Origin of the sequence: Bacillus sp. NPDC094077, from assembly GCF_050279465.1 — a bacterium.
Taxonomy (GTDB): Bacteria; Bacillota; Bacilli; order Bacillales; family Bacillaceae_G; genus Bacillus_A.
Genome location: NZ_JBNNUF010000002.1, coordinates 428,170 through 451,087, shown reverse-complemented (window position 1 = coordinate 451,087; position 22,918 = coordinate 428,170). Strand labels below are relative to the sequence as shown.

Genomic DNA, 22,918 nt, shown 5'->3' with positions numbered 1-22,918 from the left:
TGAAATAATTCCCTTTTTCGACAGTGATTTATAACATTATTTTTATAAAATCTTGAATAAATTTTTTTGCGTCTACATCTAAAGCTATTCGAGGTCCTTCAGATTTCGAGCTATGACGAAAATCGGCAAACGTTTGTCCTTTCGTATCTCCGAAAGTATCCACATTCACTATACGATGCACAAAATTAAAAAAATCCGGATTTACAAGTCCACTTATAGCGAGTACATCATGTAACAATGGCCCTTCAATAAATGGATTGAGTTTTTGGTATGCGAATAAATAGTAGTCATACATTGGTTTCATTATCGTTTGGAATGGATTCTTTGTATTAGCTTGGATATAGTTAAATACATCTGGTGTTAAAACAGCTTTGTTCGTTACATTTAAAGGGAATATGGATAAATTTCTAGACTGCTGAAAAACAATTTTACTAGCTATAGGATCTCCGTATACGTTTGCCTCTGCCAATGGAGTAACATTCCCTGCTTCTAAAAAGACACCACCCATGAAATATATTCCTTTTACATTTAACATTAATTCATTCCATAAATTAAAAGCAATCGCTAATGATGTAGACCTTCCTACATCGACAATCGTTAAATCTTTTCCGTACTTTACAAGAATCGCAGCAATACTCCCAAAATTGTATATTGGAATGGATAACACACTTTCTGGTACATGGATGGATCCCAATCCTTCTGGACCATGAATTTCAGGATAATACGTTGTAATTTCTTCTGTAAGTGGTTTTGTTGCACCGCTAATCACAGGCACATCTTGTCTGTTTGCTAACTGTAAAATATACGCAGCATTATGTGCGGCATGAGTATGCTGAACATTTCCATATCCCGTTACAATACCGACAATTTCAATTTCAGGATGCAGTAAACCATACATAATGGCAAATGAGTCATCAATTCCTGGGTCTCCGAAAAATAATACTTTTTCCAAAAGATGCTCTCCTCTCATAGGGAAAATAGAAGATGATAATCATGTATATGTAAAAATAAAATTAAACTATACAATTTTATACGAATATTGATAGTGAGCATTATATTAATAAAAAGAACTAGCATCAAACTAGTTCTTACTCAAATGAAAATGGTTCAATTAAACCTCTTGCAAAGACTAACAAATCTACCTAACCGTATTGCAGTACTTTTCACTTTCAATTTCTTTTTTAATTGTTAAATGTGCAATTAAAACTCCAAGCATAGTAATTCCCCCTCCAATTACCGAAACAAAAGTTGGCACTTCTCCTAACCATATCCAAGCGATAAAGCACGCAGTTACTGGCGTTAAATATAGAGAACTTGTTGCCTCAGAAGCACCAGCATGAGATATAATATATGCCAATGCAATATAAGGGAGTACTGTTGGAAAGACACCTAAATATATAACACTCAAATTCACTTCAATTGGAGCTGCTATAATTTCTTGATAAATTCCTGGTAAAAAAATTAGCATACATACAGTACTAGACAAAATTGTATATATCGTAAATGGCAAGAAGCCATACTTTTTTAAATACGATTTTTGAAAAACGAAAAATAAACTTTCTGAAACCGCTGCTAATAATATAAATAATCCCCCGCTATTCAATTGAATAGAATCTCCTTGACTTAATGATATTAAAGCAATTCCTACAAAACTAATTACACCACCGATCCAACCATTTAATTTCATTTTTTCATTCATAAAAACAGAAGCAAGAATTGCCGTTAGTATAGGAGTGACTGAAACAATTAAACTTGCAGATCCAGCATTTACAGTTTTTTCACCATAGTTTAATGCGATATGATAAATAGTAAATCCTAAAGCGCCAAATATAAAAATTACTGGAATATCTTTTAAATCAGGTAAACGTAATTTATATATAAACGAAAACAAAAGAAGTATGCTAGTAGCGATTAACAATCGTAGTAAAGTAAGATGTTCAGGCGTGTAAGATTCAAGTCCCATACGAATCGCTGGAAAAGCAGTTCCCCATATAAGAATCGTAAAAGCGTGAGCACATATAATTCGAAAATCCCATTTTTTATTATGCATAATTCCACTCCCTCTCCAATAAATCAACCATGTTCTTATTACCAATTATTTCTTTTCATCATATTTAATAGTTGATACAATGTCTTCAACCAGTTATTTAATGAAAAAACCAACCAGTTTGTATTTTTAAAATGAATGAGGGAGTTTTTTTATATGACAATCAATAAAAAACTGCCCAAATATCGGCAGATAATAGACTATATGAAAGAAAAAATTGAAAACGGAGAATGGCCAATTGGAAGTAAAATTCCTAGTCAGCGGCAATTAGCAAAATTATTCCAAGTAAATCGGAGCACTGTAATAACTGCGCTAGAAGAACTTATGGCAGACGGTTTAATTCAAGGACAAATGGGAGCAGGAACAATTGTAACGAATAATACATGGTCATTATTAGCGACGAATCCCCCGCCTGATTGGAGTGAATATGTGAAGGCTGGTATTCATAAACCAAGCAAGTTAATGGTACGAGAAATAAATGAAGCAGAAGTAAATAAAACACTTATTCATCTTAGTAAAGGTGAACTTTCACCTCAACTTTTTCCGTTAGAAACTATGCAGTCCCTGATGAAAAACGTATGTGAGGAATTAGATTATTTCGGATACGAGGAACAAAAGGGTTTTTTCCCTTTACGTGAAGCAATAAGTACATACGTAAAATCATTTGGAATTCACGCATCGCCCAATTCTATATTAATCGTCTCTGGTGCTTTACAAGCGTTACAATTAATATCAATTGGTCTTTTACATAGAAAATCAACAGTTTTACTTGAACAACCTTCTTACGTATATTCACTTCATGTATTTCAGTCAGCAAATATACACCTGTCTGGTATATCGATGGATCATAACGGTATTTTACCTAACGACCTAATAAAACGAACTAAATATAGTCAAAAGAAAAATATTTTATATTCGATTCCTTGTTTTCAAAATCCAACGGGCATATTAATGTCCAAAGAACGAAGAAAAGAGATATTAAAAATATGTGAAAAGGAACAGTTACCTATCATCGAGGACGATATTTACCGCGAGTTATGGATTGATGAACCACCACCAGCTCCTTTAAAATCGATAGATAAACATGGACATGTATTATATATTGGCAGTCTCTCTAAAACACTTACCCCTGGACTTAGAATAGGATGGATCATCGGACCAGAGCCTGTTATTGATAGATTGTCAGATATAAAAATGCAAACAGACTATGGATCGAGCTCTTTATCCCAAAGAGTTGCTGCAGAATGGATAAAGAAAGGTTTTTATGAGGATCATGTAGCGGATGTAAGAATTCACTTAAAAGAACGGAGACGAATGATGGTACAAGCTTTAAATAAGTATTGTGCAGATATTGCAGCGTGGGATATTCCTAGTGGCGGATTTTTTATATGGCTAAAGATTGTACCTCACATTCCGATGAAAAAATTATTTTCAGAGGCACTATCAAAAGGGGTCCTTTTAAACCCGGGACGTATTTATGAAGAAGAATCAGATCAATGTATACGTTTATCGTATGGGTATGCTTCTCCAGAACAAATCACTCGAGGAATTTATATATTGAGTGATTTGATTCGTAAGCTAATGACATAACAAAAAATCCTCTTTTATTTATAAGAGGATTTTTTATGTATACTATTTACCACAATCTCATTTCCTGCCCCATTAAGATAAGTTCTTCATAAGGGTCTCCGTCAATCTTTAATACGTGAGCAAAAGCCGGTTCTGTTTTTAAACCATTTTCTTTTAAGTGAATTACTTCTTCCCTTATATGTGGATACTGCATTAATAACATGTACTCTACAATCATATGTTTATATGCATTTTGGTTACGCACTGGCTTAGGTTGAGCGAATAATTCAAATTCAAAACCTTTGAATTTAAAATTCACCTTTATCGATTCGGTATTTTTAATTTTTTTCTTTTTTATTTTGAATCCTTCATAAGAACTATATAAAGATCTCATTTCCTGTTCAAAAGCATTAAAGTTATGTACTTCCATTACAATATCTAAGTCAGATTGAGGAGTATCAATTCTTAAAGGGATTGTCCCGCAAAGAACTGGACTATATAAAGATAAATCCTCCATTATGTTTAGTTTATTTAAAACATCATATACTTTTTGTTGCTTGTCATTCCCAGATTGTAAATATGTAATTGATGTAAACATTGAAGTCTCTCCTTCATTTCACGTAATACGTGTCTCACTAAATTTAAGAATAATTTGTTCTAGAAGTACCTTCATTTCAATATATTAAGCTGAACTAACTATATTTTTCAACTTTTCTCCTATACTGCAATACTATAAAAATAAAAAGGAGAAATTAATATGGGTATTTTTAATATTCTTTTGACCATCCACATATTATTTGGCACGATATGCTTAATTACTGGCATTATAGCGATGGTTGCTCCAAAAAAGAAAGGCAAACATACAGAATGGGGCGAAATATATCATGCATCCTACGTTGTTGTCACAATTACTGCGATAATACTATCCATTATGAACTGGGATAAAATCGCCTATTTATTTTATGTAGCAATTTTTTCTTATTCATTTGCGATTTATGGTTACCTTGCAAGAAAAAAGCGTTGGAAAAATTGGCTCCACCACCATATTAGGGGTATGTTAGGCTCCTATATCGGTGCTGTTACCGCACTATTAGTAAACATCGGCATTCATATTCCCATTATAAATTTACTTCCGCCAATATGGTTTTGGTTTTTACCAACCTTAATTGGTATTCCCCTCGTAGCCAGTGTATCAAAAAAATATAAAAAGCGTAGGTAAAATTAATTACATTTTGATTACTTTCTGACTAGTGTTATGAAAAATAATACGTACTAATATATATAAAGAAATTCATTATCATATTGTTTAAAGTTGGATGCATAGAACTAACTAAAAAGAATCCAATATGTTTATTGGATTCTTTTTAGTTTCTTTGCCGCATTTTATTTAAAATTCGGATCAATGTATCCAATGATGTTACCATCCGGGTGACGAACTATCATTTTCATACCCGTTAGTACTTGCACCCCTCTTTAATAACATCTGTAAATTATTTCTTTAAGAATAATACTTTTATCCATGACTTTTCAAATCCAATATTGCATGTAAACGATCCGGATAATTAGTAAACATCCCATCGACGCCCCATGAAAGTAACTTTTTCATGTCTTTTTCATTGTCTACTGTAAACGGATGAACTTCTAATCCATATTTTTTTATTTTCTTTACATAGGCTGAATCAATATATTTGTAATTCATACCAAGACCTATGCAGTACGTTTTATACTTTTCTATCTCTGATTCTTTTAATTGAACTGCTTTTTTATATGACAATAATTGTACTAGGGGTATATTGACATTTAAGCTATGAATCTTTTGTAGACTTTCTTCACTAAATGATTGAATAATAACTTTATCCTTTATTTCGTAGTGATTAATAATTTCTAATAACTTTTCTTCCATTCCTGGATATTCATCAGGTGATTTTGTTTCAATATAATAGTTTGCATTATGCCCAAACGTTTCAATTATTTCTTCTAACGTTGGAACTTTAGCATTTTCAAATTCTTTCTTTGCTAAACTTGGATACTTTTCATTGAAATAAGAACCTGCATTTAGCTGCTTTATTCCTTCTAATGTATGTTCTTTTACTAACCCCGTACCGTTTGTTGTACGGTTTACTGTTTCATCATGCATAGCTACTAAATGTCCGTCTTTTGTCATTTGGAGATCAATTTCTATGTAATCTCCATTCAATTGTTGCCCTAATTTATAGGCTGCTATTGTATGTTCCGGTGCATATGCAGAAGCACCTCTATGTGCAATATTTTTTATATGATTTGATTGAATAATAGCTTTTGTATGTTTATGTTCATTTATTTGATAAAAAACAAATATACTTACTACAATAAAGGAACAAACGATTGTAATGATAGATTGTTTTTTCATAGCGATATGTTAACTCCTACACGAAAGAAATTTAGCTTGGGTGTTTCATTCAAATAAATGTCGATTTTCAAAAACAGCCATTTTTCCTACAGCTTGAAAGCCAGACTTTTTATAAATATTGATCCCGTCAGATGAAGCTTGTAATACGCAATAAGTATCTTTTAGTTGTTTTGCTTCTTGCAGCAGGAAATTGAACATAGTAGATCCGAATCCTTGTCCTCTCACTTTTTCTTTAGTTGCTATGTCATAAATACCAACACTATCTTTCGTGCATACTAATGAACCAACAGATACAACTTCATCTTTATAAAGACCTAAGTACAGTTTCATATTTTCACTATTCCATAAATCGAAAGAAGAAATTTGCTTATAGAATGCTTGTACATTTATACCTTCATCTGATGTACCGAATAGATCTGCTAACGTTTCTCCAAATCTTTGTATTTGTCCTGATGAGGATACTTTTTGTATTTTAAAACCTACTGGCATATCTAATGTTGGAGAAATTGTTTTTAAGTCTGCAACCATCGCAATATTATGTTCTGCTTCTTTCAAACCGAGTTTGATTAATTCGCTTTTTATAGTCTGCTCTTGCTCCGCATCCCAAAGCCAAACACTCATTGGAAATTTCTTTCGATTATAGTGTTCTACCGCCTCATATAATTTCTCGCTACCATCCGTTAAATTATTGTTTAGTAAAGTAATAATATTAAATGTATCAGCAGGTAATCCGCAGTCAATGGCAATATAGTCTTTCGTTTCTTTTACACTCATCCCTTGCACATGACGAGCAACATATGAAGTTTTATATTTGAAATTATCTATAAGTAACTTTTGATAATTCATCGATTGTTCCCCTTTCATAGAAAGTAATGATTTAATACCCCTCATATTAAATATAACATATAGGAAATTTTACTTATTCTTTGAAAACGCCCTTTTTGACACCTTTATATGACAGGTTGTAGTATGAAAGAATTAAAAATGATATAACGTTGTCGGAATGAAAAAAGTGGTATATAATAAATATTAACATTACTAGTAATTATTTTAGGTATTCCTAGAATAAAGGAGCGATACATATGAAAATTACTATTTATTTCGGAAGTCATGAAGATCAAGATGTTCGTACTATGGACTGTCATTTAGATGTAGAAGATACAGAAGAAATTGTTTCTGTATCATAATATAAATAGTCGGGATGAACCCTATTCCCTACAGCGTTTAAGACACCTTTTATAGGTGTCTTTTTTGTTGTTTTTTCACCAAAAAGCCTTTACTTTATAGCGTTTTAATAGTAAAATATAAATATACGAACAAACGTTCTTTTTATTTTAATTGTACATGAAGGGATGATTTTAACAATGGCTCCAGCAAAGCGCAGAGGAAGAAAAAAGCAAGCACCTATTATTTCAAATACAGGCTTTATCGGCTCTGTCTTTATTGATATATTGGAGTTACAAAAGAAATCCTATTACTTCGCTCGTAAAAAACTCCAAATCGTCCATCACGTTTTAGATGGTCTCTCTGGAGCAACAAGTTCTCTATTTAAAGAACATAACATTTCAGCATACATGTCATGTGTGTATTTACATAAACAGAAGAAAATTGGTTTTGTTCTTTCAACGAAACCATTTGAAAAAAGTGACGGCGTTGCTTATTTTGTAAATTATTTAATCGAAAAGAATTTTTACGGAAATCATGAAGGAGACATTGAATATCAAGAAGTATTTAATACAGGTTTTATTGGTGTAGTGTTTGCTGATTTATCTAGTATAGATCGCTTTAATTTCGAGTTTGAAATGAGTATGTTAACGAAATTAATGAAAGATATGATTATTCCAGTTAAAGAACTCTTTTTACGCCATAATGTACCGGCCTACATCTCCACTTCTCATTTAGAGGAGCAAAACAAATTAGGTTTCGTTCTATCTGTAAAGCCATATGATGAACGTGCAGAAGCAGATTTATATTTTGAAGCTTATTTAAAAGAACGAGGGTTATTTATTGGCGATGAAGAAGATGATATTGATAAGATTGTTATTAGACAAACAGCTGAATTACGATAGAAAAGCGCAGGATGATGATCCTGCGCTTTTTAAACATGTAACAATATCATTTAGTTACGTTAAACACTATAATCTTTTGAATGAATTTCTAAATTCAACTTATTTGAGTAAACCTTATTCAACATAAGAAATACTATCCCTCCTGCAATGGGAAGCGTGTAGGCTGGAATATGATTTAATAATAGACCTGATAATGCCAGTGCTATTGGCTGCATCATTTTACCTATACTTAATCCAATACTGAGCACTCTTCCCCTATATTTATCAGGAACCTCTTTTTGCATGAAATAAATTAAAGGGATATCAATTAGCGCCATCATTAGCCCTAAAAAGAACATAATCATGCAATATATAGTAACGTATACAAAATTATTTACTTCAATACTTTTAAATAAAACAGGAATTCCTGAAACTATCATAAAAATTGCCAACATAAAACTTATTTTTTTCAAAAGATAGGAATAAGAAAAACGATCAGTTATCTTTTTTACTATTATTGCACCAACTATCATTCCTATTGGAAAAGTCCCTTGAATTATACCAAATTGCTTCGCACTAAGATTGAGAACCGTGTTTATTATGTATGGTAATGGGACAGTTACAGCAAATCCTAAGAAGAAATTAAGTGAAATTAAAATACTAAACGTATTCTTTAAAGTTTCCTTCTCAATTAAGTAAGAATATCCTTCCTTTATATCTTTAATAAAATTAATTTCTTTTATTGAACATTCCTCATTTATGTTATGCTCGAACAATTTAAAGTGAATAAACATTATGAATATGCCTGAAATGATGAATGAAATACCGTTTATAATTATAAAAGTTTTTATATCTAAGACAGCAAAAACGATACCACCTAACATAGGACCGAGAATTAAAGATACAGAATCGATAATTTTACTTATAGAATTAATACTCATTAATCTCTCTTTAGAGACGATATTGGGTTTTGCGGATTCTAATCCTATCCCAAAAAATGTTGTAAATGCCGTTATAAGAAAGGTAGTAGCATAAATGATGAATAAGTTTAATCCATAATTACTGCTAAATATATAAAATGAGATTAATACCCCTCCATTTAGCAGATCCATAGAAACAACTAATTTCTTTTTATCAACCTTATCTGCGATTACACCGGCAAATGGATTCATAACAATCATAGGAATCGTTCCTAATATGAGCGTAATCGCGAAATTTAATGCTGATCCGGTTATCTGTAAAACATATAATCCTAACGCGAAACTATAAATAGAGCTACCAAATATAGATACTGTTTTCGCAATTGAATAGAGCCAAATATTTCTTAGTTCTTGATTGTTTTTTTTATTTTCTAAATGTATGCGTAAATTCCCCATTACTTATTCCTCCCACTTAACTTCTTATTACGTATAGTGTAAGTTCTCGGGTCAACCCAATATCAATATACTTGTATTAAAAACTTTTAAAAGAAAAATAAAAAAAGATGGGGTTAACCCCATCTTTTTCCGAAAAATGAATATGTATAAATTTCTTCTCCTTGGACAAAGAAATTTTCGTATTTTCCGCCTCGTTCCAAATATTTAGAAGTTCTTTCATCAATGGAATGAAACTGTAGCTTTTGGATTTCTCCCTTAACTTTTGAAAACGTAAAATTATCTCGAAATCTAGGTGTAATTTGGCTATTTATGCTGAATTTATTAAATAAAATAAATGAACTTAATAAATAACAATCTGGTTTAAAAAGGGGATTTAACTCGTATAATAAAAAATCCTCATGTTCAAAACAATAATTACTTGAACCTGACTGATCAATTACAATATCAACAGAATAATTCTGAATAGGTATGTTTAGAAAGTCGGCACAAATAAATAAAATGTTTCTTTTCGGGTTTCTTCTTTCAATTACATCTTTTAAAAATAAAAGTTTATTCAAATCTCGATCAACAGCTATATATAAGCAATCCTCTGGTAGTTCTTCATAAATATTTCGTAAAAAGAACCCAAGACCCGATCCTAAATCAAGTAGTATCTTATCATTTAAATTTAGCTGTATTAATTTCCTTTTCGCCCATTCTCCGCCTCTTTGTATATTTTCCAAAAAAGTAGTATCTGTTTCATGGATATAATTTGAAATAGAATCTTCAAGTGATGTCCTTTCATACGCTTTAAATAATTTTCCGGCTGTTAAAATCCCTGAAGTAATCGAGTATTCTTCACCACAATTACAAATTAACTTTCCTTCAATAATTTGATTCTTATTGATAATGCCATCTTCAAGAGTTAAATTTCCGCTACATTTAAAACATGTAAACAAATTAAGTACTTTTAAATCTACCCCTAAAACTGAATTTGAAATTTCATTTGCTGTAGATAAATTATTTAACGTTTCCTTTAATTTATCTTTTCTTTCCTCTAAAGTTTTTATTTCATGTTCAAACTTTTCATATTTCACTTTAAATAAAGATTGATATAAAGTATCTTTTTCGTAATCTATAGATTTCCCTAAATTTTTATAAAGAAACAGTTCTTTAATTTCATTCAAGCTAAACCCTAGCCATTTATACTTTAATATAAGTTCTATATCTTTTTGACAATACTCGTCAAAAAAATAGTGACCTCCCCTTTTTTCAGGAATAATGAGCCCTAGTTCTAAATAATGTCTAATCGTATCTACACTTACATTATTTACTTCTGCAAACTTACTGATTTTCATACTATCACTACCATTTATGTATTTGTTTATACATACTTCTTTTTTATTTTTGAAAATCCTTTCATCTCTCTATACAAAATTATTTATAGCATGAATTAGAATTGCTAATTATGCATCAGATCCATAAATAATAACTCAATCTTTAGGGTTACTTGTGTCACTAGTATACGCCTCATTTAATACCTCAAGGAAAGTATTTTTTTCATTGTGGGTGGACACCAAAACCTTAAGTTGACGGGCATGGGAGAGCACCAACATTTCGCGAATTTCGTCCGTTTAGATGAACCAACAAATAGGTTTGATCCACTAGTTTGTTTTAGAGACCTTATAGTTATTGCCTTAAGGTTGACTAACCTGTACCAAATAGTGATATTTATTGTGTAGCTAAACTGCCAGTTAGTTCAATAAAAAAGACTGTCGAAGTAAAGCCCCAGAAATCCAAAGGTCTCTGGGGCTTTATTATATATTTATCTCTTTTTGCTTTTTGGTTTGTTTATATCTATAAAGGAATTTACGACCTGTTAGAGAAATCAGAAATAAAATCAGTATTAGTACTAACAATTGCATGTATGATAAATCAAAATATTTAGCACCTGTAACAATTAAAAGTGTAGAAATCGTTCCTTTTACAATGAAAAAAATAACAATCCATAATCCGCCTTTTTTCCAGTTCATTTTTATCTTATTCCTTCCTACGTTTAAATTCATAAAAAATCAGTGATATTTTTTGAAAGGGACACCTTAATGGGAATCTATTACATTAATAAAAAAGTAGACTTTTTTTACAAAGATCATGTCCAATTAAATGTAACGACTTCATATTAAATGAAAATGATATTCATTGTCAAATTTATTCAACATTTTTAATTCCGATCGTCTCCATAATGGTACGATTTGAATAACCATTCTATTCATCTCAACTATTTCTGTAGAACTCATTTAGATATGTAATTGTGAAGTATTAATTGTTATAGGAAGCAGGTGTAGATAGTTACTCTGAAAAGTCAGCTCACTTTCTGTTTTTGGAACAATTATTTTTCTTGAGTTGATGGACATTTGGCAGGGTCCCATTTTTATTTTAATTAAATAAAAATACCCGCGAATGATTCACGGGTTTTGCTGCTAATAACTAATCGCAATTGTTCCTTCACCTGCATGAACAGCAAATGAAATTGGCAATGGATATAGTTTGAAATCCATTTCAGGGAATGCTTGTCTTATATCTGAAATCCATTCTTCAGCTCCATCTTTATCGTTGGCATGGAACAAATGGAGTACTTTTGGTAATTCTTTTTCTAGTTCATTTTTAATGTATTCTCTACATTTTTGGATTTTGCGCACTTTCTTTTCAAGTAAAAGTTCTCCACCTTTTACTTCTAGGATCAAGTTAACACTTAATAAACTTCCAAGTAAAAATTGAACTCCCTTTACACGTCCACTTGCGTATAGACCTTTTAAACTTTTTGGAAACACATGAAAAGGTCTTCTTTTTTCATCAACTAATATTTTGTGTATATCTTGTAAAGTCATACCATCATTGTATAACGATTTCGCTTTTCTAATTAGTTCATCCATTGGATAACTTGTCGATTCACTATCTAACACAGTTAAAGGGAACCCTGCCATTTCAGCAGCAAGTTTCATATTTTGATAAGTTCCACTTACTTTTCCGCTAATAGCAACTGCAAATCCTTCTTCGTATTCTTCTTTGCATTTCGTAAATAACTCTACCATTTCCCCAATATTAGGTTGTGATGTAGTGACAGTTTTACCTTCGTTTAACGCATTATAAACACGTTCACGTACACCTTCTTCACAATCTTTGTAAGACACTCCATCAATAATAACTTCAATTGGGATAACAAAGTTATCTCCTTCTGTTGTAAAATTCGCAGTTGTACTATCAGTAATCCAAGCAACAGGCTTCATGTTGTTCCTCCCTTAATTCAATTCCTCTTTTCTAATTTTTCTATATATTTATGTTATGAAAAGAGAATATCCCTGTAATAGTAACAGGACTTTATTGTTTTGGCTATAGTGGATGAATATTAAATGTGACTATTTCTTGTCTATTTCACTAATAAAAAAGAAAATCAAAGCATTTGCTCGATTTTCTTTTTATCATACATTATTTAAAAGTTTCATTTTCTAAAATTACAACATAATCATTCGTCAACCGCCCAGCTTCTTTCGTATAACTGACAAGCCTTTGTATATTATCACAGCAAATTTTTGCTCCCCATACGAGTAACGGTACACCGATAAAGTCGATATGGAACCTTCTAGAAAACAGCCCCCCGAAAGTCATTGGTAAAGGTACTGTTGGTGATGTATTAGAAAAAATAATCTTTTCATGACTTTCATAATGTTTTTGCAAAATCTCTCCTAAATGCTTCATTGCAGGTACAACGACTTTTGATGCGCCGCATCCAATCGTATATACAGGATTACCATTTTCGTCTATTCCATGAAAAATGATTTTCCCCATATCTTCTGTTTTTAATTTATTGAAGTAATCTACATTTAAAATTTCTTCTTTCGTTAGCTTACGATCAGTTGGTAATTTATTCAAATGATAAGCTGCAGCTAGTGAAGTTGTATGTGTACCGCCGAAGTCTGTGTAAATGAATATCATATTATCATCCCTTGCTGTAAAAGTTCAATGTTATTTAGTATTACCGTTCACAGCGTTGTTAAACAAGGGACGAATGTATTTACGCTTTTTGTGTTAATTCATTATATTTTTTCCAAATATAATATCGTCTACTAATCACGGTACCTAATGTAATACATAAGAAGGCATTCGTTACAACCGTTAATGTTTGGTGCGTACTGCCAGAAAACATACTTTGCTTAATCAAAACTTTTGCACCTAAAATAACAAGTAGAATAATTGTACTTAACCAATTTCCTTTTCGTAATACATGACCTGTTTCACTATCTAATCGAAATGTTAAAGCTTTTCCCCTAATAACTCCAAGACCCAATCCAATACCGAGCATTACAACGAATAGTAGTAATTGCAATATATTTAATTGTCCCATATGAAGAATGGACTGGATTGTTACAAAGCACAGCAAAGCCGGAATGATCCAAATACGATTAATATTCACTTTATATTCCTTACCTTGCATTAATATAATTATAAGAATAACAAGTAGAATTACAAATAGAATATCCATTTAGAGTCCTCCTATATGCTTGTTTACCTTTGAAAATTATATTCGCCTCTTTTCATTTCATACTTGAAATACGATAATTTGTTAATCGATGTGCTTGTGTAACCACTGCTCAAATATTTTCAACTGTTCTTCAGTATGAAAGTAATGTTCACCTGCTTCCATGACTTCTAATTCACAACTGTGTTTTTTTGTAAAATAGTTAATAGTTTCAAATTCGCACAGTTCATCCTTGGCTCCATACATAATATATGTATCTGTATTCCATGTATTAATAGGATGTTCTTTTACATAGCATAAATAATCCCAATATAATTTTTGACCAATAGGTGTTTCTATAGTCACTTCTTTTTGCAAAAGCTCTGGTGTTACATTAAACCATTTCATCATATTTTCGATAATTCGTTCCATATTAAATACCGGTGATAAAAATAATGCCTTTTTTAGCATATCATTTTGATAAGCTAAAAGGCTAAAATAAGCTCCCATACTACATGCAAACACGCTTACTTCTTTCCAATGTTCTTTTGCATAATTCATAATTATAGATAATTCACTAACACAAAACTGTACTTTACAAGGAGTATTATCATTTTTTCTTTCTCCATGCTCAGGTAAATCAAAGCTTAATACTTGATAACCTTTTCGATTGGCTTTTTCAGCTAATATTTGAATCACTGTATCTTCTTTATTTGACATATTTCCATGTACTGCAATGAAAATTTTTTCACTCTTTTCTCCCCATAAAACTGCGGGAATATTACTAATTTTAAAATTGTCTTTAAGCATATTTTTTCCTCCATAGAATAAGACGTATGGGATTTGCAAAAAATCACATACATTTTATATCCTTCTACTTAGTTTAAATAAATCAAACTATTCATAACTTACCACAAATTAATTATAATATCTTTCTATATCTGTATAATATAGTCTGCTTTATATTTTAAATCTTTTTTTGTCCACCTCTTCAGAAGCTTACAAGTTCTCTTATTTTGATTCCTTATTGAGCTAACCTGCACCGTTAGTGGAAGAAGGATTTTTAAATGTAGTGTAGTGCTTTGAGAAAAAAGGATAAATCTTTTACAAAAAATATCCCCTACTTTCTAAACCAAGAGTAGGGGATTATGGTGTTTTAATAGACTTAGGAAGATAAATACAATTCATTGCTAATAGGACCATCATCCGTTGTGGATTTGAAATAAAGTTTGATTATTTTTTATTTATTTTATGCCACAATCGCACCCCTTAGTTGAATAAAGGAACAATTATCTATGCAATGATCCTTTCTAGTAGTATAAATTTAAATGTAAATTATTGAGAAAAGACTTTTATTTTTTAGAACTCACATTTAAAAATAAATGTACATTAGTTCTCCTTAAATTATATATTGATCATTCTCTTTATTCATTATTATTTATTCTACAGCTATAAATTAAAGACTTAAATTAGTAGCATGCATTCTATTAAAAAGTACATTCTTTTCTTAAAGCACTACAGAAACAACTATATTATTTTTTAAATGCCTTTATTGTAAATTAAACAACTTTATTATCTCTTCACAAATACACCTTAGACTGTGATGGCAATAAAGTAAACACACATAATATGACAGTAATAAGTGACATTACTAAGGCTCCTACAATAACTACAAGTTGTATAGAAATAAATTGAGTTGCAATACCGGACAGTATTGTAATAAAAATTGTTACCACGGCAATAAGTAGTCCATATATACTCCCAATCCGTCCCATCATATGAACGGGAACGTTATTTTGGTAAAAAGTATAAAAACCTGTATTTGCATAAGCCATAGAGAAAGATAAAATAAAGAATCCAATATAATGGTTTAATCACATATAAAATGGAAACAGCTAAGGCTGAGCCACCCATATTATAGACAAGTACATTCAGTGCTATTAAGTAAATCCATACACCTAAATTCGCAATACCAACTCCGGACAGTAGTAATAAAGGATATTCCAATCTTTAAGTATTTTTTTCACTTTAGGCCCCCGCTTTCCAAATTGTTTTAAAGCAATAAAAAAATCCCACCCCCAAGACTTATAGTCTTAGGGACGAGATTTATCATCGCGGTGCCACCCTAGTTTATTAATATGTCGCCATATTAACCTTATCAGGTACTGCATTTTTTTCATGCTTATACCTTAGCTCTATAACGAGAGCTCCCGTCACACCCCCCCTTATAAAAGGTTCTGATGTGTTGCTCAGAGGCTTAGTTCAATAAAGAATTTTTACTCCTTTTCAGCTAAATAGAGATTTTAAAGTGTAAATATTAAGACAGAATAATCAGTTTTCAATAAAAAGAACGGTAGTCCTTTATGAATTAGTATATTTTTTATGACTTAAAATGCGGTGCGTGAAATTACTTGTACCTTTAATAAAAAAAGAGCCATTAATTGGCTCTTTCAAAATCTTAATTAATTCGTATTCGCCTCTGCTAACGGTTGCAACGGTGGTTCTAATTCTAGTTCTAATGTATCTCCTTCTTGTATATCTTGTCCCTTTTCAATACTTTGACTCGTTACATATCCCGTACCTGAAGTTTTTAATTCTAATTTCAAAAGCTTGGAGAAATACATAATATCACGCATGGACCAACCTTTTACATTTGGCATTGTTGCATTATTACCTAATAGAAATATACGATCTCCTTCACTCATTACTTCACCAGACTGTGGATATTGTTTCATAATTTTTCCTTCTCCTAAAATTATCGGCTGAAGTTTCTCTTTTTCTGCAATTTTCTCTACTGTATCCATCAATTGGTCTACATAATTTTGTACTTTTAATTGAGATCGTTTCGTTGCATCTGCAATTTGTTTTTCTGTATATGGTTTCACCTTTAAATATTCAAGACTATTTTTCATAACTGGTTTAAATATTTCAGCAAGAGGCTGAGCTCCATACTCGTCTCCCTTTAATTTTGGCTGCTTAATAGCTAAGTATACGATTAACTCCGGATCATCAATCGGGGCCATTCCTAAAAATGAAAAAATATAATTTTCTTTCCCTTCCATATATCGGCCATTTTCAGGATTCGGGATTTGTGCTGTTCCTGTTTTCCCACCTATCGGATAACCATCCACTTTATACATTGTACCAGTTCCTTTTGAAGACGTAATAACACGCTCCATTAAGCTTCTTACCTTCTCTGCCGTTTCTTTTTTTATCGGATTTCCAATTTCGTTCGGTTGATTTTCTATAATAACTTGTTTGTTAGCTGGATTTACAACTTTATCAACGATATATGGTTGCATCATTTTCCCGTCATTTGCTATAGCTGTAGCTGCTTGAATTAATTGAATAGGAGTTACTGTGGAACCTTGCCCGAAAGAAGTTGTAACTTGTTGAATTTGTGTGTTTAATAATAATGTATTTTTACTTTCTCCAGGTAAATCTATTCCTGTTTTTTGATTGAATCCAAATTTATTCATGTATTGCTTAAATTTATTCGGTTTCAATAACTGATCTTCTAAAATAGAAAAGGCTACGTTTGAGGACCTTTCAAACCCTTCATCAAATGTAATTGAGCCCCATCCAAATCCACCATTATGATCTTTTATATCTGCTGAACCAACTGAATATTTTCCTGATTGAAAATATTCTTTCCCGTTATATACCCCTTCATTAATGGCAGCAGCTAACGTAAACACTTTCATGGTTGAACCTGGTTCATATGCGTTTGCAATTGGATCATTTAAAAAGTATTCAATATCTCCTTTATTAGGATTAAAACTCGGTTTACTAGACATCGCTAAAACTTTACCTGTCTTTGGGTCAGCAATGATTCCTACTAACATAGAAGGATCATAGTGTTCTTGTGCCTTATTCATTGCTTCTTCTAAAAAACTATTAATTTGTTTATCAAGCGTAAGATATACGTTATTTCCATTTTTAGCAGGTTCTACTTTACCTATATCATTTGTAAGCGGAATACCTCTTCGCGTGCCTACATATTCTATATTCCCATTTGTAGAGCGCAAATATTTGTCCAAACTTTTTTCAAGTCCAAACTTACCTTCAGTATTCCCCTTATCATCTGGTCTAGCAAATCCAAGAATATAGGATGCAAAATCTTCGTTTGGATATACTCTTGCTTTCTCTGGCATAAAAGATACACCCGGTATTTTTAATTTTGTTATTTGTTCCTTCACTTCTCTAGATAAATTCCGACCAACTTTTCCAATTTCAACTTGCGTACGTCCCTCATGAAATTTTTTTAATACGTCCTCTTTATCAATTTCAAGCGCATTAGCTAATTGTTGCGCGGTTTCATCTTTATTTTTTACTTTATCTTTTCCTTTTAAATTTACAACAACACGATACGTTGTTGAATCTTGTACTAGCACCTTTCCAGTTTGGTCATAAATTGTGCCGCGATTCGCTTCTAAAACCCCATTTTTATTATGTTGTTCATTCGCGAGATCCTTCACATTTACATTATGCACGACTCCTACTGCTTGTATATAGAATATACGCAAAAGCATAGTAAGAAACAAAACAATAAAAGCAATCATCATATATCGAGCGCCTTTATTCGTTTGAAGTTTATGCATACTTATCTCCTTTCTTTTGTAATTGATTCGTGCGAAGATGCGCTTTAAAATATGTAGTTTTTGTTTTCATTACTATATGTTTCGAAGTTTTCTTTTTAACTCCTTTAAAACAGACTGCAAGTAGCTATCGTTATTTTTTTCTTTATTTATCTATTTTAAATTCGGTACATGAAATTACAGAATATTCAAATGTAAATCTGATTGTTTAACGTTGTATAACCTATTGAAAATTAGCGGTTATCTCAATTTCGCTACCATTCTTTTATTCAATATAAAAAAGTTCCCCCTATATATAAGGTGGGAACTTTTTAAACTAAATCTACACATAGTCGTTTTTTAAGACTAAGCTATATGGTTATATTTTGCTAAAAAAGGAATTCGCTTTGCTACCAACGCATACATTTTAAAAACAAGTTTCGCTATCGGTTCAAACATGCGTGTACTTTGCATTACTAATCCGCTCGTAATAAATGTTAAGAAAGCTGCACCAAGTATATCTAAAGGATAATGGACGCCTACGTACATACGTGATATGCCAACTAACACTGCCCATATAAGTGCGATATATTTAAGTTTTTCTCCTCTAAGAATAAATACGAACGCAATGGAAAATACAAGCACAGAATGATCACTAACAAACGATGAATCTGCTGCATGTGGTACTAATTGATGTACATCATGTGATACAAAAGGACGCGGGTGGTAATATACCGCATGAATGAAAACATTTACTAGTAATGCAATAATAACTGAAAGCGTCGTATATAAAACTGTATATTGTTTTCTAATTGCATTCTCTTTCTTTCCGTTATTGAACCATAAGATAAGCATAAACAGAATCGCCACATACGCAGCACTATTTGTAATAGCGATCATTAGCGTATCTAACAGCTTGGACGATCCAGCAAAATGATTAAACCATTGAAATACTGTGTAATTCATAATACTCTCTCCTTACATACAAGTGTTCTTGATTTACACAGTATACAACATCATTATGAAAATGGGCTTAAGCTTTTCTCATCTAATTCTCATTTTACGATTATTCATCTTACAATGATGAAACTAATTTTATAAGCTAATTATGTATAAAGCCGAAATACCTTTAATATTATACAATTTACATACTTTTCATGTATAGAATACATAACATATGTATTTAAATATACTAGTTGCAAAATCATATTTTTTAATACATACGAAGTGCAATATTACCAAATTGTTCTCCTTGTTCCATCCGGCTTAACGCTTGAATTGCTTCTTCTAACGAATAAACTTTATCAATAATTGGTATAATTTTATGTCTCTCAATAAACTTAATCATTTCATTAAATTCTTCGCGACTACCCATAGATGTTCCCATAATATCAATTTGATTATAAAATAATGCTCGTAACGGTAATTCAATTTTATCTCCTGAGCTTGCACCAAAATTAACAATTCTCCCATTTGGTTTTAATACATCAAAATATTTGAAGAATGTTGCCGGACCTATACTATCTATTATTAAATCTACTTTTTCACCTTGTAAGCTCTCTTCCCAATTTCCAGCACTATTAAAAGAAAAGTCTGCGCCATATGTTTCGGCAGTCTTTCTTTTGTTCTCTATCCTTGATGTAACACTCACTTTAGCGCCGATTGCTTTCGCGAATAACATGGCAAATGTAGCTACACCACCGCCTATTCCCGGAATTAAAACATGTTCTCCACACTTCAATCTACCCTTTGTAAAAAGCGCTCTATATGCAGTTAATGCCGATAAAGATAAAACACCTGCTTCTTCCCAAGTAAGATATGACGGCTTTTCCACTACATTTTCAGCTGGTACAATAACATATTCAGCAAACGTTCCATCTTTCGGTCCACCTAACACTTCAGGTAGCGCCGGTACTTCAGCAGCATTTTCCCATCCAATACTAGGATTCATAATAACTTCTGTATGTAAAATGTTATTGGAAACACCTTCTCCAATTTCCGTAACAACACCCGCACCATCTGATCCTAAAACTAAAGGTAATGCCATTTCTTTTCTATTATTCATAATAAATAGATCCCGATGATTCAAACCTGCTGACTTTAGTTTCACTTTAACTTCCCCAGCATTAGGTGTGACCTCAGATGATACTTTAAATTCTACACCGTCAAATCCTGTTTTATATTGATGTACAATGGCTTTCATTTTTATTCCCCCTTAATAATCCTAATGTACTAGAAAGTTCGAAATAAACAAAATGATTTGATTACAAAAAAGAAGAACTGTACTAAACATCCCTTCTTTTCAATACTTTTGAGCACTTATTTTATGATGCAAGGTATTGTAATCGTAACGATTGTTCCCTCGTTTTCTTTACTCTCTATTTGAATAGCTCCGTCGTATTTCTCTACAATTCGTTTTGCAATAGACAACCCTAGCCCATTGCCCCCTTGCTTTCTACTTCTCGCTTTATCAACTCGATAAAAGCGGTTAAGAACAAAAGGTAAATCCGCTTCAGGTATTCCTGCTCCACGATCTATTATACGAATTTTAACTTCCCCCGATTGTAAACAGGATTCTATGCAAATATACTTATTAACTTCTTTTGTATATTTAACTGCATTATCCATTATGATAATAATGATTTGTTCTAAGTAAGATGATGGCATTGACACATATGCTGCATCTCCACCCAATTTCATATCAAATTGAAAATCAGTTTGAAGTACTGCAAAATTTTGTGTAACTTGTTTTAATACACTATTTACATGGACTGGCTCAGTCGCTATTGGATGTATCTGTTCAGATTCAGCTCTTGATAGTTCTAGCAATTCTGAAACCAATTTATTTAAACGATCTACTTCTTTTAAACTGGATTGAAGGGATTTATCTAATACCGCTGGGTCATTTTTCCCCCATCGATTTAACATTGCTAAGTGTCCCTGAATAATTGTTAATGGTGTTCTTAGTTCATGAGATGCGTCTTCCACAAACTGCTTCTGTTGTGTAAATGAAGTTTCTACTTCATCCATCATTTCGTTAAATAGAAATGATAATTTTGCAAGTTCATCATTATTTTCTCGTATTGGAACACGTTCATTTAGTCCGTTTTTCTTAATACGTTTCATCGTATCTGTTATATTTTGAACACTTGATAATAGTTTTTTCGTTATAAGTATCCCACCTAAAAAGCTAAACAACAATCCACAAATCCCGGCAATAACCATTACTACTAAAATAATTTTTAATAAATGATCAAAAGCCTCTAAGTTTTTCGTAAGTTCAATCGTTCCAGTAAACTCTTTTGTTTGAATTGGTATGCGTTCAACTAATATTCGATCTTCTAGATGTCTTTTTATAAAAGATTCATCCTCTGTAACATGTTTCGGTTTTATCCAAGCTTCATTAAAATCTCTTGAAACAGAAACAATCGGTTTCCCATTAATGTCGATAATACGAATCATTTGATGCTTATCAATCATATTATTTAGAAAATCTTTACTATTTTCAAACGTTTTACTCGAGAGGTTATCATTTTTATCTTGGAAATATGCCGCTATTTCTGTCACTTGTCTATTTATTTGTTTCTGTTCATAATCTATAGTCCACTTATTAATTACTATAAATTGCAAAGTACTATATAAAATGAATAAAATAAATACTAATGCAGTGGACCAAAGTGTTAACTTCCACTTTATAGGTAGATTTCGAATTCGAAACATCATATTTTTTATCATTTCATTATATATCCCGCACCTCGGACAGTTTGGATATATTCCTCCTTATCAAAACTATGTAGCTTATTCCGTAAATAACGAACATATACATCCACGATATTCGTCTCAACCATTGCATCATATCCCCATACTTGATCCAATAAAACATCACGGGTAAGTACTCGATTAGTATTTTTCATAAACATAAACAATAGCTCGAATTCTTTATTTGTAAGTACAATTTCTTCATTTCCTTTTGTAATAGTTCGCGATTCAATCTGGAGCTGTAAATCTTTGAATGTAAGGAATGTGACAGGCTTATTTTCTATATTTTCTTCTCTTCTAAAAATAACCCTCATACGTGCTAACAATTCTTCAATTGCAAATGGCTTTGGAAGGTAATCATCAGCTCCACTATCTAATCCTGTTACACGATCCATAATACTATCGCGAGCAGTCAACATAATAATGGGTGTCTTTTTAGTTGCTCTTAATCGACGACATACCTCCAGACCATTCAATCCTGGAAGCATTAAATCAAGTAATATAAGGTCGTAATTCTTTTCAAGCGCAACTTCTAATCCCTTTCTTCCATCAAGTTGAGTATCTACTTTATACCCTTCATACTTTAGTTCTAATTCTAAAAAATCTGCTAAACTTTCCTCATCCTCAATAATTAATATGTGTTGCAACGGTAATTCCT

20 protein-coding genes and 1 pseudogene are annotated in these 22,918 nt (G+C 31.7%); 3 read left to right on the top strand and 18 right to left on the bottom strand.

Going from position 1 to position 22,918, the window contains the following annotated elements; translation table 11 throughout:
* Positions 1 to 28 precede the first annotated feature (28 nt).
* Together ACQKNR_RS07200 and ACQKNR_RS07195 are read right to left on the bottom strand one after the other, a co-directional pair.
* Entirely contained in the window at positions 29 to 952 is a 924-nt protein-coding gene (locus tag ACQKNR_RS07200) for a nucleoside hydrolase (protein WP_427316498.1), read from the bottom strand.
* A gap of 186 nt (positions 953 to 1,138) precedes the next feature.
* Positions 1,139 to 2,050: a DMT family transporter gene (locus tag ACQKNR_RS07195; RefSeq protein WP_427316496.1), complete on the bottom strand. Its 912-nt coding sequence runs from the start codon at positions 2,048 to 2,050 to the stop codon at positions 1,139 to 1,141.
* Positions 2,051 to 2,203: 153 nt separating this feature from the next.
* On the opposite strand from ACQKNR_RS07195, the gene ACQKNR_RS07190 reads away from it, so the two are divergent.
* Positions 2,204 to 3,637 carry a PLP-dependent aminotransferase family protein gene (locus tag ACQKNR_RS07190; RefSeq protein WP_427316495.1) on the top strand — a complete coding sequence of 478 codons (1,434 nt, stop codon included), beginning with the start codon at positions 2,204 to 2,206 and terminating at the stop codon, positions 3,635 to 3,637.
* A 46-nt stretch (positions 3,638 to 3,683) separates the two neighbouring features.
* On the opposite strand, the gene ACQKNR_RS07185 is transcribed toward ACQKNR_RS07190, so the two are convergent.
* Positions 3,684 to 4,214: a DUF4269 domain-containing protein gene (locus ACQKNR_RS07185; protein ID WP_427316493.1), complete on the bottom strand. Its 531-nt coding sequence runs from the start codon at positions 4,212 to 4,214 to the stop codon at positions 3,684 to 3,686.
* A gap of 159 nt (positions 4,215 to 4,373) precedes the next feature.
* Between ACQKNR_RS07185 and ACQKNR_RS07180 the strand changes: the two genes are divergently transcribed.
* The gene (locus tag ACQKNR_RS07180) at positions 4,374 to 4,835 is read left to right on the top strand and encodes a DUF2306 domain-containing protein (protein ID WP_427316491.1); all 462 of its coding nucleotides are present in this window, start codon (positions 4,374 to 4,376) and stop codon (positions 4,833 to 4,835) included.
* Positions 4,836 to 5,129: 294 nt separating this feature from the next.
* Here the strand turns inward: ACQKNR_RS07180 and ACQKNR_RS07175 are convergent, their stop codons facing one another.
* Together ACQKNR_RS07175 and ACQKNR_RS07170 are read right to left on the bottom strand one after the other, a co-directional pair.
* Positions 5,130 to 6,005 carry a glycerophosphodiester phosphodiesterase gene (locus tag ACQKNR_RS07175; RefSeq protein ID WP_427316489.1) on the bottom strand — a complete coding sequence of 292 codons (876 nt, stop codon included), beginning with the start codon at positions 6,003 to 6,005 and terminating at the stop codon, positions 5,130 to 5,132.
* Positions 6,006 to 6,050: 45 nt separating this feature from the next.
* Positions 6,051 to 6,851: a GNAT family N-acetyltransferase gene (locus tag ACQKNR_RS07170; RefSeq protein WP_427316488.1), complete on the bottom strand. Its 801-nt coding sequence runs from the start codon at positions 6,849 to 6,851 to the stop codon at positions 6,051 to 6,053.
* A gap of 506 nt (positions 6,852 to 7,357) precedes the next feature.
* On the opposite strand from ACQKNR_RS07170, the gene ACQKNR_RS07165 reads away from it, so the two are divergent.
* On the top strand, positions 7,358 to 8,074 hold the full coding sequence (locus tag ACQKNR_RS07165; protein ID WP_427316486.1) for a hypothetical protein: 717 nt from the start codon (positions 7,358 to 7,360) through the stop codon (positions 8,072 to 8,074).
* Positions 8,075 to 8,133: 59 nt separating this feature from the next.
* Here ACQKNR_RS07165 and ACQKNR_RS07160 read toward each other — a convergent pair whose 3' ends face one another.
* The 13 genes and pseudogenes from ACQKNR_RS07160 to ACQKNR_RS07100 all read right to left on the bottom strand — a co-directional run bounded on the left by ACQKNR_RS07160 (position 8,134) and on the right by ACQKNR_RS07100 (position 22,907).
* Positions 8,134 to 9,429, bottom strand: coding sequence for an MFS transporter (locus ACQKNR_RS07160; protein WP_427316484.1), 1,296 nt, complete (start codon positions 9,427 to 9,429; stop codon positions 8,134 to 8,136).
* A 113-nt stretch (positions 9,430 to 9,542) separates the two neighbouring features.
* Complete coding sequence (locus ACQKNR_RS07155) at positions 9,543 to 10,766, bottom strand: MerR family transcriptional regulator (RefSeq protein WP_427316482.1); 1,224 nt, start codon at positions 10,764 to 10,766, stop codon at positions 9,543 to 9,545.
* Between the two features lie 459 nt (positions 10,767 to 11,225).
* Entirely contained in the window at positions 11,226 to 11,441 is a 216-nt protein-coding gene (locus ACQKNR_RS07150; RefSeq protein ID WP_427316480.1) for a hypothetical protein, read from the bottom strand.
* A gap of 447 nt (positions 11,442 to 11,888) precedes the next feature.
* Positions 11,889 to 12,695 carry a DegV family protein gene (locus ACQKNR_RS07145; RefSeq protein WP_427316478.1) on the bottom strand — a complete coding sequence of 269 codons (807 nt, stop codon included), beginning with the start codon at positions 12,693 to 12,695 and terminating at the stop codon, positions 11,889 to 11,891.
* 199 nt (positions 12,696 to 12,894) lie between these two features.
* Positions 12,895 to 13,401 (bottom strand): DUF3189 family protein, encoded by a 507-nt coding sequence (locus tag ACQKNR_RS07140; protein ID WP_427316476.1) that lies wholly within the window; start codon positions 13,399 to 13,401, stop codon positions 12,895 to 12,897.
* 79 nt (positions 13,402 to 13,480) lie between these two features.
* Complete coding sequence (locus tag ACQKNR_RS07135; RefSeq protein ID WP_427316474.1) at positions 13,481 to 13,948, bottom strand: DUF1453 domain-containing protein; 468 nt, start codon at positions 13,946 to 13,948, stop codon at positions 13,481 to 13,483.
* An 81-nt stretch (positions 13,949 to 14,029) separates the two neighbouring features.
* Positions 14,030 to 14,734 (bottom strand): alpha/beta hydrolase, encoded by a 705-nt coding sequence (locus ACQKNR_RS07130; RefSeq protein ID WP_427316472.1) that lies wholly within the window; start codon positions 14,732 to 14,734, stop codon positions 14,030 to 14,032.
* Between the two features lie 770 nt (positions 14,735 to 15,504).
* Positions 15,505 to 15,786 (bottom strand): annotated as a pseudogene (locus ACQKNR_RS07125) (MFS transporter); the annotation flags it as partial.
* Positions 15,787 to 16,386: 600 nt separating this feature from the next.
* Positions 16,387 to 18,525, bottom strand: a complete 2,139-nt coding sequence (locus tag ACQKNR_RS07120; RefSeq protein ID WP_427316470.1) for a penicillin-binding protein — start codon at positions 18,523 to 18,525, stop codon at positions 16,387 to 16,389.
* A 342-nt stretch (positions 18,526 to 18,867) separates the two neighbouring features.
* The gene (locus ACQKNR_RS07115) at positions 18,868 to 19,467 is read right to left on the bottom strand and encodes an undecaprenyl-diphosphatase (protein WP_427316468.1); all 600 of its coding nucleotides are present in this window, start codon (positions 19,465 to 19,467) and stop codon (positions 18,868 to 18,870) included.
* Between the two features lie 247 nt (positions 19,468 to 19,714).
* Positions 19,715 to 20,704, bottom strand: a complete 990-nt coding sequence (locus tag ACQKNR_RS07110) for a zinc-binding dehydrogenase (RefSeq protein WP_427316466.1) — start codon at positions 20,702 to 20,704, stop codon at positions 19,715 to 19,717.
* Positions 20,705 to 20,820: 116 nt separating this feature from the next.
* Positions 20,821 to 22,236 (bottom strand): HAMP domain-containing sensor histidine kinase, encoded by a 1,416-nt coding sequence (locus ACQKNR_RS07105; protein ID WP_427316464.1) that lies wholly within the window; start codon positions 22,234 to 22,236, stop codon positions 20,821 to 20,823.
* Positions 22,233 to 22,907: a response regulator transcription factor gene (locus tag ACQKNR_RS07100; protein ID WP_427316462.1), complete on the bottom strand. Its 675-nt coding sequence runs from the start codon at positions 22,905 to 22,907 to the stop codon at positions 22,233 to 22,235. The genes ACQKNR_RS07105 and ACQKNR_RS07100 overlap by 4 nt, the downstream gene beginning before the upstream one ends.
* Between the last annotated feature and the right edge of the window lie 11 nt (positions 22,908 to 22,918).